The organism is Wolbachia endosymbiont (group A) of Trypoxylon clavicerum, from assembly GCF_947251665.1.
GTDB classification, from domain to species: domain Bacteria; phylum Pseudomonadota; class Alphaproteobacteria; order Rickettsiales; family Anaplasmataceae; genus Wolbachia; species Wolbachia pipientis.
In genome coordinates this window covers 15949-30196 of record NZ_OX366374.1, presented here as the reverse complement: position 1 = coordinate 30196, position 14248 = coordinate 15949, and the positions used below count along the sequence as shown (strand labels likewise).

The 14248-nt window shown below is 35.6% G+C and carries 14 protein-coding genes and 1 tRNA gene; 8 read left to right on the top strand and 7 right to left on the bottom strand.

The genetic code is table 11. From position 1 onward, the window contains the following. Nucleotides 1-39 precede the first annotated feature (39 nt). The 5 genes from OPR60_RS00145 (at nt 40) to OPR60_RS00125 (ending at nt 3251) form a co-directional block, all read left to right on the top strand. Nucleotides 40-813 carry a 30S ribosomal protein S6 gene (locus tag OPR60_RS00145; RefSeq protein ID WP_065094495.1) on the top strand — a complete coding sequence of 258 codons (774 nt, stop codon included), beginning with the start codon at nt 40-42 and terminating at the stop codon, nt 811-813. Next, entirely contained in the window at nt 813-1088 is a 276-nt protein-coding gene (rpsR, locus tag OPR60_RS00140; protein WP_007548890.1) for a 30S ribosomal protein S18, read from the top strand. The genes OPR60_RS00145 and rpsR overlap by 1 nt, the downstream gene beginning before the upstream one ends. 7 nt (nt 1089-1095) lie before the next feature. After that, nucleotides 1096-1650 (top strand): 50S ribosomal protein L9, encoded by a 555-nt coding sequence (gene rplI / locus OPR60_RS00135; protein ID WP_006279792.1) that lies wholly within the window; start codon nt 1096-1098, stop codon nt 1648-1650. Between the two features lie 236 nt (nt 1651-1886). Then, entirely contained in the window at nt 1887-3179 is a 1293-nt protein-coding gene (purB, locus tag OPR60_RS00130; protein ID WP_265039641.1) for an adenylosuccinate lyase, read from the top strand. After that, a tRNA-Met gene (locus OPR60_RS00125) sits at nt 3179-3251 on the top strand. The genes purB and OPR60_RS00125 overlap by 1 nt, the downstream gene beginning before the upstream one ends. Nucleotides 3252-3421: 170 nt before the next feature. Here the strand turns inward: OPR60_RS00125 and OPR60_RS00120 are convergent. Beyond that, nucleotides 3422-4708: an iron-containing alcohol dehydrogenase gene (locus tag OPR60_RS00120; protein ID WP_065094494.1), complete on the bottom strand. Its 1287-nt coding sequence runs from the start codon at nt 4706-4708 to the stop codon at nt 3422-3424. 42 nt (nt 4709-4750) lie between these two features. Here OPR60_RS00120 and dapE point away from each other — a divergent pair, with 42 nt between their 5' ends. Then, nucleotides 4751-5947 carry a succinyl-diaminopimelate desuccinylase gene (dapE, locus tag OPR60_RS00115; RefSeq protein WP_065094493.1) on the top strand — a complete coding sequence of 399 codons (1197 nt, stop codon included), beginning with the start codon at nt 4751-4753 and terminating at the stop codon, nt 5945-5947. Between the two features lie 117 nt (nt 5948-6064). Here the strand turns inward: dapE and nth are convergent, their stop codons facing one another. Then, nucleotides 6065-6703, bottom strand: coding sequence for an endonuclease III (gene nth, locus OPR60_RS00110; RefSeq protein ID WP_065094492.1), 639 nt, complete (start codon nt 6701-6703; stop codon nt 6065-6067). A gap of 39 nt (nt 6704-6742) precedes the next feature. After that, complete coding sequence (locus tag OPR60_RS00105; RefSeq protein WP_265039640.1) at nt 6743-8074, bottom strand: DnaJ domain-containing protein; 1332 nt, start codon at nt 8072-8074, stop codon at nt 6743-6745. Nucleotides 8075-8187: 113 nt separating this feature from the next. Between OPR60_RS00105 and OPR60_RS00100 the strand changes: the two genes are divergently transcribed. Beyond that, nucleotides 8188-8940, top strand: coding sequence for an IS5 family transposase (locus OPR60_RS00100; protein WP_265039632.1), 753 nt, complete (start codon nt 8188-8190; stop codon nt 8938-8940). 70 nt (nt 8941-9010) lie between these two features. Here the strand turns inward: OPR60_RS00100 and icd are convergent, their stop codons facing one another. Next, on the bottom strand, nt 9011-10447 hold the full coding sequence (icd, locus tag OPR60_RS00095; RefSeq protein WP_265039639.1) for an isocitrate dehydrogenase: 1437 nt from the start codon (nt 10445-10447) through the stop codon (nt 9011-9013). Nucleotides 10448-10805: 358 nt separating this feature from the next. Between icd and OPR60_RS00090 the strand changes: the two genes are divergently transcribed. Next, complete coding sequence (locus OPR60_RS00090) at nt 10806-11618, top strand: transposase family protein (RefSeq protein WP_406829543.1); 813 nt, start codon at nt 10806-10808, stop codon at nt 11616-11618. Between the two features lie 145 nt (nt 11619-11763). On the opposite strand, the gene OPR60_RS00085 is transcribed toward OPR60_RS00090, so the two are convergent. The 3 genes from OPR60_RS00085 to OPR60_RS00075 form a co-directional block, all read right to left on the bottom strand. Then, nucleotides 11764-12516: an IS5 family transposase gene (locus tag OPR60_RS00085; protein ID WP_265039637.1), complete on the bottom strand. Its 753-nt coding sequence runs from the start codon at nt 12514-12516 to the stop codon at nt 11764-11766. 26 nt (nt 12517-12542) lie between these two features. Beyond that, nucleotides 12543-12698, bottom strand: coding sequence for a hypothetical protein (locus OPR60_RS00080; protein WP_265039636.1), 156 nt, complete (start codon nt 12696-12698; stop codon nt 12543-12545). A gap of 369 nt (nt 12699-13067) precedes the next feature. Continuing rightward, nucleotides 13068-14240: an NADH-quinone oxidoreductase subunit D gene (locus OPR60_RS00075; RefSeq protein ID WP_065095077.1), complete on the bottom strand. Its 1173-nt coding sequence runs from the start codon at nt 14238-14240 to the stop codon at nt 13068-13070. Between the last annotated feature and the right edge of the window lie 8 nt (nt 14241-14248).

Sequence of the window (14248 nt, the reverse complement as noted above, 5' to 3'; positions counted from 1 at the left end):
ATATAATGAAATATTTAATCGGTATTAAAGGAAGATATAGTGAATCTTTATGAATTTACTTTTATAACACAACAAGGATTATTACAGCAAGAAGTAGAGGAGATGGTCCAAGAGCTAGCTGTTTCATTGAAAAATATTAAAGCAGATGTTATGTTCCAGCAAATCAGGGATATTCTGAAAAAAGGAAATGACAAGCTTACAACACAAGAGTTAGAAGTGCGTGCTGAAAACATTAAAGAAGGTCTAGTTGCTTACTCTGATTTCTTGGAAGATCTTACAAAAATTTTATGGGTTGAATTGGAAGAAGATCTTTCAAATTTGAAAGAAGTGAAGTCAAAAATCGATAAAGAGTTGAAAGATGACCTAAAAGATTTAGGAATAACGCAAGATTTTACAAAATTTCTAGGAGGCAGTACTAAAAGTGCGTTTATCCATAACGCAGTAAATGCTTTGAAGAGAAATATTTCAGAACATCTAATAAAGATTTTTCAAGATATTTTGAAAGATTTTAGAATAAACGGTCCAACTCAATCGAGCAAAGCGTTGGAAATGCTTTTGAAAAACATTGAAGCATCAGGATTAATCAAGTATGAACATTGGGGTCTTTTGGATTTTGCATATCACAAAAATAAAATGAAGAGCGGTCATTATTGTATAATGTGCATAAGTTCTACTGCAAGCATTCTGGATGAATTTATGCGTAGAATGAAACTTAATGAGAACGTTATTCGCCACTTTCCTGTGCAGGTTGATAAAATTTTTGAAGGTAAATCTCATATGATGAATAAACAAATTGAGGAGCAAAGCGCATAATGATGAAAAGACGAAATAGTTTTAATAATTCTTACGTATCTGTAAATAATAGGACTGGCTTTAGGCGTTCTAAAGTTTGCCCTCTTGCTGCGTCTAAAGATGAAGACATAGATTATAAGAATATAGATTTATTATCCAAGTTTACCTCTGACTATGGTAGGATATTACCTAGAAGGTTAACAGGTGTATGTGCAAAAAAACAAAGGAAGTTACGCTTAGCGATCATAAGGGCACGTTTTTTAGCTCTTATTCCTTACTGTACTAAAAAAGTTTAGGTAATTTATGTTGATAATTTTAAAGGAAAATATAAGGACTTTAGGTAAGCTTGGTGAAGTTGTCAAAGTTAAACCAGGTTATGCACGTAATTTTCTTTTTCCACAAAGAAAAGCGGTGAAAGCTACCAAGGAAAATTTAACAAAGCTAGAGGAGCAACGTTTATTACTGGAAGAAGAGAATATAAAAAGATTAAATGTAGCAAAAGAGCTTGCATTGTCACTACATGATAAGTTTGTGGTATTGATAAAGCAAGCTTCAGAGGATGGTAAAATTTTTGGTTCTGTAACAACACGTGAAATTGCGAAAATTTTACTACAAGAAGGACATGTGATAGATCACCGTAGTTTATCTTTTGGTGGAGTAAGCATCAAAAACTTGGGTGAATACCAAGTAAACGTAGAATTACATAGTGAAGTAGTAGTACCAATTACTATATACGTCGTGAAATCCGAAACAGATGCAAATGAGCTAAGGCAAGTAAAATTGCAAAATCAGAAGTCTGAGCAACAAGAGGCAGAGCAAGATGCGAATAAAGAAGCTACTGATGGTGATGATAGCTGATCAAAGATGATCCCTTGTTATAGTCGTAAAGAAATGTCTGCCATGGCTAAGCTGATGTCATCCCAGTGCTCCCCTCATGTCATCCCAGTGCGTGACACTGGGATCCAGTTTATTTCATCATGGACATTATTTTATGCTTCTAGAATCCGTTGTCCATTGAATAATTTGCAAATACTTTTATACCTGGATTCCAGTGTCACGCACTGGAATGACACCATTATTGGAATAAATCAAAAATGATTCCCCGCTATAGCAGAAAAGAAATGTCTTCCATTTGGGAGGAAAATAATAAATTTAATATATGGCTTAAAATAGAAAAATTAGCGTGTGAAGCTCAAGCAAAGTTAGGAGTGATTCCGAATAATATTGCTGAGAACCTCTCTGGTGCTATTGAATTTGATGTTGAATGTATCAACGAAATTGAATCCATTGTAAAACATGATGTTATAGCTTTTCTGACATATATTGCTAAAAAAGCGGGAGTTGATGTTCGTTATCTTCATTATGGAATGACAAGTTCTGATGTTTTGGATACATGCCTTGCGGTGCAACTGAAAGAGTCCTGTGATATTTTGCTCGAGAATCTAAAAAATTTACTTGCAGCATTGAAAAAAAAAGCTGAGGACTATAAAGATATTGTTTGTGTTGGACGCAGTCACGGAATGCATGCAGAACCAACAACTCTTGGAATAAAATTTGCCAGATTTTATGCTGAATTTAAACGCAATTATCAGAGATTAATTAGCGCGCAAAAAGAAATCTCAATTTGTAAAATATCAGGTGCAGTAGGTAATTTTGCAAATGTTGATCCGTTTGTTGAAGAATATGTAGCGAAAGAAATAGGACTCATACCTGAAATCATATCGTCTCAAGTCATTCCTCGTGATAGACATGCTATGTTCTTTTCAGTTTTGGGAGTGATTGCAAGCTCAATAGAAAATGTTGCTGTTGAAATTCGTCATTTGCAAAGAACTGAAATCGGCGAAATTTCTGAGCATTTTTCCACTGGGCAGAAGGGAAGCTCTGCTATGCCACACAAATGTAATCCTATTTTAAGTGAAAATCTGACTGGACTCTCACGTTTAATACGCAGTTATGTTTTTCCTGCGTTAGAAAATGTTGCATTGTGGCACGAACGTGATATATCACACTCGTCTGTGGAAAGATGCATTGCTCCTGATGCTTGTATAACAATGGATTTTGCTTTAGTGCGATTAACAGATTTGATAGATAAATTGGTGATCAATAAGGAAAACATTGAAAAGAACTTAAATTCTTCAAAAGGTTTATTTTTCTCACAGCGTGTATTGCTTGAGTTAGTAAATAGTGGTTTGGCGAGGGAAGAGGCGTATAAAATTGTTCAGAGCAATGCAATGAAAGTGAAACAAAACAACAGTGATTTTCTGGCCGAATTGAAACAAGATAAACCCTTACTTAAGGTTATTAACTCGGAAAAACTTGAATCTTTGTTTGATTTGAAGTATTATACGAAACATATAGATCGTGTGTATAATAAGGTTTTTAATTAGGCTGAGTAGCTCAGTTGGTAGAGCAGGAGGATCATAATCTCTTGGTCGGGGGTTCAAGTCCCTCCTCAGCCACTCGAACTAAACTATGTTTAGCAAAGCAGTGCTATTGGTGAAACCCAGTGTCAGTTACTTGGAATGAGTTGTATATCCACTCAGGTGAGGAGACAATGGATAAGAGATTGTGAAAAGGGTTTAGCTTTTGGCCTATGATCTCTTTAAATGACAGAATTTCACTACAAAACTTAACTTTCTTCTATGCAGTTAGCTAAGTCAAGAAAGGTGAATCTATCTCTTGTTGTAAACGCAAGATCAACCACTTTACAATATTGTTCTTTATTCCAACTGAGGTGCTCTGGTAAGTGTGGAATTGATAGATCTTCAAATATTTTTTGCAGGTGTTTTGCAGGTAGTAAATTTTGCTTAATTAAACTGGAAATATTATGCCATTCTTTACAAATAATCTCTTGGATTTTTTGCTGCATAATTTGCTTCTGTTCAAAAGTTCTTACAAATTCGATATTATCAAAGCACTGAGTTATATGTTTTACATCTAAAGTGGTCGGTTTGATAATCGGGTTTTGTATTGATAATATCTTTTCCTGCAAATTAGCCATGGTAATCGTCGTAACAGCAATTTTTTCGCCATGTAGTAAGGAATGATCTCTTGTTACCATTTCCATTGCGTGAGCTATCATATGCTCTCCTTGGCTTGCAGAATAGCTGCCTTTTGATATTACCATTCCAAGTCCTGAAATTAGTAGAACTTCCATAAGTAATAGGACCACTTTTCTACTTCTTTTAGTAAGCGCCGTATACTCTCTTAGCAAAATTTGCTCCAAATCGCGAACAAGTGTAAAAGGTAATTCATTGTATTCTGTGCCAAGCAACAAATGAGATAGTAGCCAGTCAGCCTGAACTGTTGAACGACAAATGAAATCTGCAAATCCGCTTAATGTGAGACGCAGTGGTGCATTGGCAAGTATGTCTATATCTATATATACTGCTCTTGGAAGATGTGCTTTGAACGATTTTTTATATCCATTTACTAATATTGAAGCATTTGCAGAGGTATATCCATTCATAGAAGCGGCTGTTGGGAACGATATATAATCTTTTTTCTCGAGGTAGCTTGCATATTTGCAGATATCGTTAACAGTGCCGCTACCAAATGCAACTATTAAGTCACTGTCTTTTGCTTTGTTTCTAACTAGATTTACGGTTTCAAGAGAGGCAGCTCTGCTTGGTGTCATGCAAGTAGCTGACACTGGGATCCAGGAAAACAACTTATGGATTCCAGTGTCACGCGCTGGAATGACAGGTGGAGGTGGAGCTGGAATAATTAAGTTAGGAATTTTATTAAGTACGTTTTTGTTTAAAAGTTTTGCTGTATTTTTATCTGCAACTAGAAAGACGTCATTTCCGTGTCGTGTGCATATTTCATAGATATCATCAGCAAGGTAGTAATCTGTTATTACTTCCCTTAGAAAAGTTTGTTCGGTTTGATGTAATATTTGTTTTAAATAGTGCATAGAGTGTTTACAATATAGCAGTATAAGTATTTTAAGATTGACATGAAAATTGACCCTGTAGAGCTAACTAGGAAATTGATCTCTTTTGAGAGTATAACACCAGAAGACAGCGGGGCAATAGAGTATATAGCAACAATCTTCAAGAAGAGCGGCTTTGATTGTGAGATTTTAGAATTTGGTGATAAAGTTAAAAATCTTTATGCGAAATATATAAATGGAGTACCAAATTTGTGCTTTGCTGGGCACGTTGATGTTGTACCACCGGGTCAGTTAAAAGATTGGGCATTTGGTCCATTTAATCCAGAAGTGAGGGATGGAATGCTATATGGAAGAGGGGCCGCTGATATGAAAAGCGGAGTAGCTGCATTTATTGCTGCTATGGTAAATTTGATTGCAGAGAAGTTTCAATTTAATGGTTCGATAAGTGCATTGATTACCAGTGCTGAAGAAAGCATGGAAGAATATGGAACAAAGGCAGTTTTGGAATGGATGAAAAATAAGCAGAAAAAGATAGATTTTTGTGTGGTTGGCGAACCAACCAGTAGTGAGAAATTAGGTGATACCATAAAAATAGGCAGAAGAGGTTCTGTAACATTTGAATTAATTTGCCATGGAAAACAAGGGCACGTTGCCTACCCAGACCTAGCAGATAATCCAATATATAAGGTAATATCGATATTGAGTAAGGTAAAAAATGCTACTTTTGATCGTGGTAATAAATATTTTCAGCCTTCACATTGCGAAGTTACTACTATCGATGTTGGAAATAATACTAGCAATCTAATACCTGGCTCAGCAACTACATGTTTTAACATTCGATATAACAATGAACAAACACCGGGTGGCCTATATAAGCTGATTGATGAAATATGCTCTAGTGTAACTAACGATTATAAGCTTTTTATGCATAGCAGCAGGGACGTTTTCCTCTCTACTCCCGATAGGAATACTGATATTATGCTTGATGCAATAAATAAAGTTACCAGTATTGATGCTGCGCTGAGCACAAGTGGTGGCACATCTGACGCTGCGTTTATCAAAGATGTTTGTCCAGTGATTGAATTTGGTATAATCAACAAAACTGCACATCAGATAAACGAATGCGTATCAGTAAACGATATACACAAGTTAACAGCTATATATAAGGAATTTATAGAAAATTATTTCAATCCCACTAATAAAATATTGAATCAGGTCAACGTGGTTAGTAATATATCTAGTGGTCCATTGTTAGCTTAGATGTAATCAGATCTCTTGCATAACTGTTGTTTGAATAATAACTTGTATCATTCCAGCAAAATGTGTCAAGTAAGTTTTTTCGTTTCTATAGCTACTTGGATGACAAAAAAAGAAATACTAGACTTTATACCTTTTGCACTCAAATTCACATAAATCATGAATTATGCACGTTTCACACGAAGGTTTCTGTGCTTTGCAAACATATCTACCATGCAAAACTAGCCAATGATGAGCATAAAGCAGGTATTTTTTGGGAACCACATTTAAAAGAGATTGTTCTGTTTTAAACACATCTTTTTCTTTCACAAGCCCGATTCTATTGCTCACTCTAAAAACGTGAGTATCAACTGCCAATGTTGGAATGCCAAGCCCCGAATTTAAGAACACATTAGCGCTCTTTCTTCCCACTCCCGGCAAAGACACCAAATCATCGAAATCAGTAGGCACTTTGCTATTGTACCTCTCAATCAATATTTTGCTGAGCCCGATTATGTTTTTTGCTTTGGAATTATATAAACCAATACTGCTTATGCATTTTTTCAGCTCACTCTGCCCAAAGCTCAGCATTTTTTCTGGCGTATCAGCGATATTAAATAGTTCTCTTGTAATTTTATTAACGCTTACATCAGTTGTCCGCGCTGATAAAACTATCGCAACCAGTAACGTAAAATGATTGGTATAATTTAGCTCTATTTTTGGCGCAGGATTTGATTGTTGAAACTTTTCAAATATTAGTTCTACTTTTTTTGAGTCCATGCATAGAGCTAAAAGTTTATACTATACCGTAATATTCTATTATGCAAATTCAACCGCTTGAGGTCTAGGTGGCTGTTCAGTGTTAACATCAGACATATTAGTGTTTACTTCATCGAAATTCCTCTCAGCAAATTCGCTTGCCACCTCTGTAAAACACTTTCTAACAAGAGGCATAATTATTGGCATTAATAGCCTTCGTGGATCATACCGTCCTAACAGATCAGTTTCCTTTTGCACTCTATCTCTTAGATCTTCCTCAAGTAAATCTTTCATGTGTTTTTCAGTGTATATTTCACAAGCCTTTGAAAATGTAGGACTAAATATCTCAGTAGCTAGCAGTGCTAACAATGACAAAGTACCAAATATTGTCACATCAACATAAAAACTGCCAGAGATAAAACCCTCTATCATTAAAGAAGTAAAAAAGACAGGCAAAGGGTAAAAAACAAAAAGCTTATAGCATAAGTAAATACAATTTATTCTATTTACATATTGATCAGTAGAAATTTCAGAGTTTTTGTATTTTTTTTCGTAATGTTGTGTTAAAGCAGATAAAATCTCTGTCATAATAAGATTTAATGCTACTAGTGGCAAGCATAAACACATCAAGGTATTACTGGCAATTAACCAAGTAGGTAAGAAAATATAGCAATAAGTTGCTTCAGCAAAGGCTAAAAAAAGTAAAGTATATGCCTTGGTCTTAAAAAGACTAGATAGCAAATCGTCTCTACGCTTTATAAACTTTTGCATTAGCGCTTGTTTGTCTTCCCTTATTAAACTTCCATTCTTTGTTAAAGGGGCGATATAACTAAATAATTGTATGTTAGGTTTAAGCAAGTGTTCGTCAAGCTCATTTCTCAGCTCTTTGACTTTATCATCGAAAAGTGAGCCATATCTTGTCCAATAATTTATATCATGGATTAATTTATTTTGGTGTTGCAGATCCTGTATTAGCGAGCTGCTTTTTTTTTCAAGTATAGAAGCAAGCTCAGCAAAATTCCTTCCTCTAACTTCCTCTTCAGTGATATTCAATTTTTCAAATAATTTCTTCCTATAATGGAATTCACGCGCTGTTAAATGCCCATCACTTTCAGCATCAACGCTAATTTTAACACAAGGGTCCCCTGACTTTAAAGGTTCAATATATGCATTTAATTCTTTATAAGCTTTGTCAAGATTTTTAAATCTTTCTTCATTTCCACCTTTATCAGGGTGGTGTACAAGAATCAATTTTCTATATTGTTTTTTTAAAACGCTACTAAGCTCTTGATGATCCTTACCTATAACTTGCTTAGCTTCTATTTCCAATACGTTGAACAGATCAGCATTATCACAAAACTCCTGACCAGTTAACTTGAAATGTTGACCCATTACTACATCTCACATAAATAAATTATATCTCTAGGCTCTGTGGACAAAAAATATGAAAAGAGAGAAAAAGATGGTAGTTTAGCCTAATAGGTAAAAAATGGAGAAACTACCATATGCAATATTACATCAAAGAGGAAAATTGGAAACAAATTTTAGAGTTCATAAAAAGCGTAAAAGGAATGCACAGCAAAGATGAAAAACGTTTAAGAATATTCATAGAGGCAGTGTGGTACATAGTGCGAAGTGGTTGCCAATGGAGACTTTTACCAAAAACTTATGGTAATTACAGGAGTATACATAAGCGATTTAAAAGATGGTGTGAAAGAGATGTCTGGAAAAAATTGCTTGAATATACTAAACAAGAGCCTGATTTAGAAGTTGCTATAATCGACGGTACGATCATCCGAGCCCATCCATGTTCATCTGGATATACAAAAAACTCCAAGGATCAAGAAGCTTTAGGGAGGAGCAAAGGTGGCTTTACAACTAAAATACATGCACTTGTCGATGCACTTGGAAATCCACTTAAATTTACTCTGACTCCTGGTCAAAGAAATGAAATTACGCAGGCACAAGTGTTGACCGAAAGTATCTATAACTCTACTGTAGTAGCTGACAAGGGCTACGATAGCAATGCCTTTGTTACAAGTCTTGAAGACAAGGGATGTACAGTAGTTATTCCGCCAAAACGGAATCGAAAAGTGCAAAGGTATTACGATGAGCATATCTACAAAGAACGTCATTTGATTGAGTGTTTTTTTGGTAAAATTAAAAATTTTAGGCGCATTTTTTCCAGATTTGATAAAACTGCTGAGGTTTTTATTGGTTTTCTCAATTTTGTTGGAGCTCTTGTATGGCTTCTCTAAAATTTTGTCCACAGAGCCTAGTATAATCTATTTAAATGTTTTATACAATCATAAGAATGTCAAACGATCATTAAGAGAAAAACCCCTCTTTCCCATCATACAAATACAATTTGTCCATTCTCACCACGTCAAAATTGTGTTCTTCGATTTTGATTAGCAAGTTATTTACATCACTATTTGTAATAGCTTGCTTTTCATTATTTGCGATAAACCTACAGGTTATTTGGTCACTTGAAGGTTTTGAGTTTCCTGGCCAAATCGCAAGTCCTTTTGAGTATATTGCTATCATTTGCAGATTACTTGATTCAAATAATCCTACTATTTGATCAACATTACTGGATTTGTCCCAAGCGAGAGTTATATCACTACCCACTAGCTTTTTAACTTTGTAATCTTGTTCGTAATTGTCTTGTACTTTATTTATTTTACTATCCAAATTTATTTTACTATCCGAACCACTGCCAATTATAAGCTCAGCAGGTTTCTTTCCTAAATTATCTATAACAGCTTCTGCAAATTCTTTGGTACCAACTTTCTGTTTACTTCTTTTCTCCTTATATAAATCGGCAGTGTGTATTCCATCCTCCAAAGTCTTGAGCCATGCATCGTAGATTAGTTTTGCAGTACCCACTTGACCTATGTAAATTAGCATATGCACTGCAGCATTTAAAAGACCAGAAGGATTGGCTATGTTTTTTCCTGCAATATCAGGGGCAGAACCGTGCACTGCTTCAAACATTGCGTATTCATTCCCGATGTTGCTACTTCCGGCAAGCCCCACAGATCCAGAGGTTTGTGCGACTATATCTGATAATATGTCGCCATATAAGTTTTCGGTTACTATAACATCAAAATTCTCCGGTTCTGTTGCAACACGCGCCATTCCAATATCAACTATATAATGTTCTGCCTTTATATCTGGGTATTCCTTTGCAATGCGATCAAACGCGGCATGGAAAGTTCCGTCAGTCATTTTCATGATGTTATCTTTAGTCAGGCAAGTTACTTTTTTTCTGTTGTGTTTTTTCGCGTATTCAAAAGCGTACCTGCATATCTTCTCTGAGCCAGACTTAGTAATAATTTTAGTGCATTGGTAAGAGTCACCAGTGAGCCTATGCTCTATTCCGGTGTAAACGTCCTCTTCATTTTCACGTATCACTACGATATCAAACTTATCGAATTTATTTTCTATAACAGGATGATATGAAATGCATGGTCTGATATTTGCATACAACCCTAGATTTTTTCTGAGTGCAACGTTTAAGCTTTTGTGGCCTTTACCTTGAGGAGTTGTTGTCGGAGATTTTAATAATATTTTTGTCCTTTCAATTGATTCCCAACCACTTGGAGAAATTCCGTGAGACCATTCTTTACTATAAACACGCTCCCCTATTTCAATAATATCTATTGAGATTTTCGCTTCTGCTTCGCGCAATATCGACAGCACCGCTTCCATAATTTCTGGCCCGATACCGTCGCCATACGCAACTGTGATTGGTGTTGACATAACTTCCCTAGTTATAAATGATTTAATATTAATTTAAATAATAGAGTGGCACAAGTAGCTAATATTACCCAAGTTAGTATATTTACGGTTATTTAATAACGTATTTTTATATTATATGATGATATTATGAAATATAGGTGGGTTATGAATACTGAAATAAATGTTAAAGTAAATTATGTAGGATTTACAAGGCGTATTGTGGCAGAAGTACTTGACTTTCTCATATTTTCCCCTCATTTTATCTTCGGTTTTATCTATAGACCTGCTGCAAAAGGTGATTGAAAAAATGATGTGAGAGGGGTAGAAGAAGAATAAGCAGATCAAGTAAGGAAAAAAAATGAGCTTTAGTTACTATAATATGAAAAAACACCCAAGAAACTTTCGTAATATAACAGGTTTAAGTATAGAGGAGTTCGAAAAAGTAGTAGAAAAAGTGAGGTCTGGATGGAAAAAACTTGAAAAACAGAAAAAGTGTCATGGTAGAAGATCAAAACTACCAACTCTGGAAGATAAGTTGTTTTGCGTAATTTTGTACTATCGCACTTACATAACACATAGATTTTTAGGATGCCTATTCAATGTGCACAACGCAAATGTATGTAGGTTACTTAAGAGAATAGAGCCATTACTCGCCAAAAAAGTGACTATAACAAAAGATAGAAGTATGACGCCAGAAAAAATACTGAAGATTTTGGCTGATGTTACAGAACAGCAAATACAGAGGCCAGAAGATAGTAAAAAACGGAAGAAATCATATTCAGGAAAAAAAAGAACCAACACTATGAAAACTGAGATTATTATCGAAGAAGGAGGAAGAATTTTATCAGTGTCAAAGTCATACCGTGGTAGAATTAGTGATTTTCGCATAAGGAAACAAGAAAAATATTTACCACTTGATAGCATAAAACATGCTGATTCTGGATATCAAGGTTGGCAAAAATTGCAAAGCAATGTTATAATTCCATATAAAAAGTATCGTAAAAAGCCATTAACTCCAGAGCAGAAAGAGCATAATAGAAGGTTAGCATCATTTAGAATGAGAGTAGAAAATAAGATCCGAGAGATAAAGATATTTAAGATTATGTCGAATGTTTATCGCAATTTTCAGAAAAAATATAACTTGAGGTTCAATATTATTGCTGGTATTATAAATCTTAAGCACGCCTTTTAGTTAACCTTGATTTTATTCACCCTCCTTTCCTTTTTTTTATCGCTTGATTCGCAGCAGGTCTTATGGTGTATTCATCGTATCATTACAAGATCAAGATAAAGACTCTTTTCAGGAACTTGCACAACTAGGCTCTGTGGACAAAATTTTAGAGAAGCCATACAAGAGCTCCAACAAAATTGAGAAAACCAATAAAAACCTCAGCAGTTTTATCAAATCTGGAAAAAATGCGCCTAAAATTTTTAATTTTACCAAAAAAACACTCAATCAAATGACGTTCTTTGTAGATATGCTCATCGTAATACCTTTGCACTTTTCGATTCCGTTTTGGCGGAATAACTACTTTACATCCCTTGTCTTCAAGACTTGTAACAAAGGCATTGCTATCGTAGCCCTTGTCAGCTACTACAGTAGAGTTATAGATACTTTCGGTCAACACTTGTGCCTGCGTAATTTCATTTCTTTGACCAGGAGTCAGAGTAAATTTAAGTGGATTTCCAAGTGCATCGACAAGCGCATGTATTTTAGTTGTAAAGCCACCTTTGCTCCTCCCTAAAGCTTCTTGATCCTTGGAGTTTTTTGTATATCCAGATGAACATGGATGGGCTCGGATGATCGTACCGTCGATTATAGCAACTTCTAAATCAGGCTCTTGTTTAGTATATTCAAGCAATTTTTTCCAGACATCTCTTTCACACCATCTTTTAAATCGCTTATGTATACTCCTGTAATTACCATAAGTTTTTGGTAAAAGTCTCCATTGGCAACCACTTCGCACTATGTACCACACTGCCTCTATGAATATTCTTAAACGTTTTTCATCTTTGCTGTGCATTCCTTTTACGCTTTTTATGAACTCTAAAATTTGTTTCCAATTTTCCTCTTTGATGTAATATTGCATATGGTAGTTTCTCCATTTTTTACCTATTAGGCTAAACTACCATCTTTTTCTCTCTTTTCATATTTTTTGTCCACAGAGCCTAGATCTCTTGCTACTTTTGCAACTGGTTGACCTACCTTTCTTTGTTCATTTGCCAGCTTAACAGCTTCCAATTTGAATTCTGCCGTATATTCTCTTGCCATTTCTAATCCTCCAAAATTTTATTTTACCCGAAAAAACTCCTTTCTTTCTCTCCACTTTTTCTGGGTAAGGTCAGTTTAGCTATAGGTAGCAATTTTCTGTATTTATTTTAAATTGAAGGAAGCTCAAATGAAAGATCATGTTTTGCTAAAAATCACAGAATGCAGTCTAACAGTGAACGGTTACGCTTTTGATCGAAAATGTTGTATAGTACACAATCAATTTTTCTGGATCCAAGTAGTCAAGGCACTGCCTTTGTGTTTGAGGCAAAATCGGCTATAACACTTAACATACTGCCTTTGCAAACAAATGTTTGTACAGTTATGTGTCAGCTACTTGCATGACGCCATTGCCTGAACGGGTACCAATGATTACCTATCAATCTCACCAAAAACTATATCGAGTGAGCCAATAATTGCTGCAACGTCAGCAAGCATGTGTCCTTTTGCCATAAAGTCTAAGGCTTGTAAATGCGCAAAGCCAGGTGCTCTTATTCGGCACCTATAAGGTCTATTGGTACCATCTGAAACTATATACACTCCAAACTCACCTTTTGGTGCCTCAACAACTGCGTAAGCCTCACCTTCTGGTACGTGATATCCTTCTGAATAGAGCTTAAAATGGTGAATCAGAGCTTCCATAGATTTTTTCATCTCTGCTCTTGACGGTGGAGAAATTTTTCTATCTTCAGTTTTTATTGGCCCTTCAGGCATTTTCTCTATGCACTGCTTCACCAAACTGATAGATTGCCTAATCTCTGCCATTCTAACTAGATAACGGTCATAACAGTCGCCATTTTGGCCGATCGGTATATCAAAATCTAGTTGATCATATATCTCATATGGCTGGCTTTTTCGCAAATCCCAAGCAAGCCCAGCAGCGCGCAACATTGGGCCACTAAAGCCCCAATCAAGTGCCTGTTTAATTGATATTTCACTAATTCCTACAGTGCGTTGCTTCCATATCCTATTTTCTGTTAAAAGTTCATCAACATCGTCTATATACTTTGGAAATTGCTCTATAAACTTTGCAATATCCTCAATCAAACCTTCTGGAACATCTGCTGCAATTCCACCTGGCCTGATGTAAGCTGCGTGAAACCTTGCACCTGAAGCTCTTTCGTAAAATTCCAGTATTTTTTCTCTTTCTTCAAAGAGCCATAAAAGAGGGGTCATTGCTCCAACATCAAGTGCTTGAGAAGAAACGTTCAGTAAATGATTTAGTATCCTCGTCAGTTCACAAAACAAGACACGTAAATACTTTGCCCTAATTGGCACTTCACATTGCAACAATTTCTCCACACAAAGTGAATATGCATGCTCTTGTGACATTGGTGATACGTAATCAAGGCGATCAAAATAAGGCAAAGCTTGAAGATACGTTTTATGTTCTATTAATTTTTCAGTACCGCGGTGCAAAAGCCCAATATGGGGATCTGCCCTCTCGATCACTTCACCATCCATCTCTAAAACAAGACGCAACACTCCATGTGCAGCTGGGTGCTGAGGTCCAAAATTTAACATCATTGTCTTTAGATCGGGCATGTCCAGTA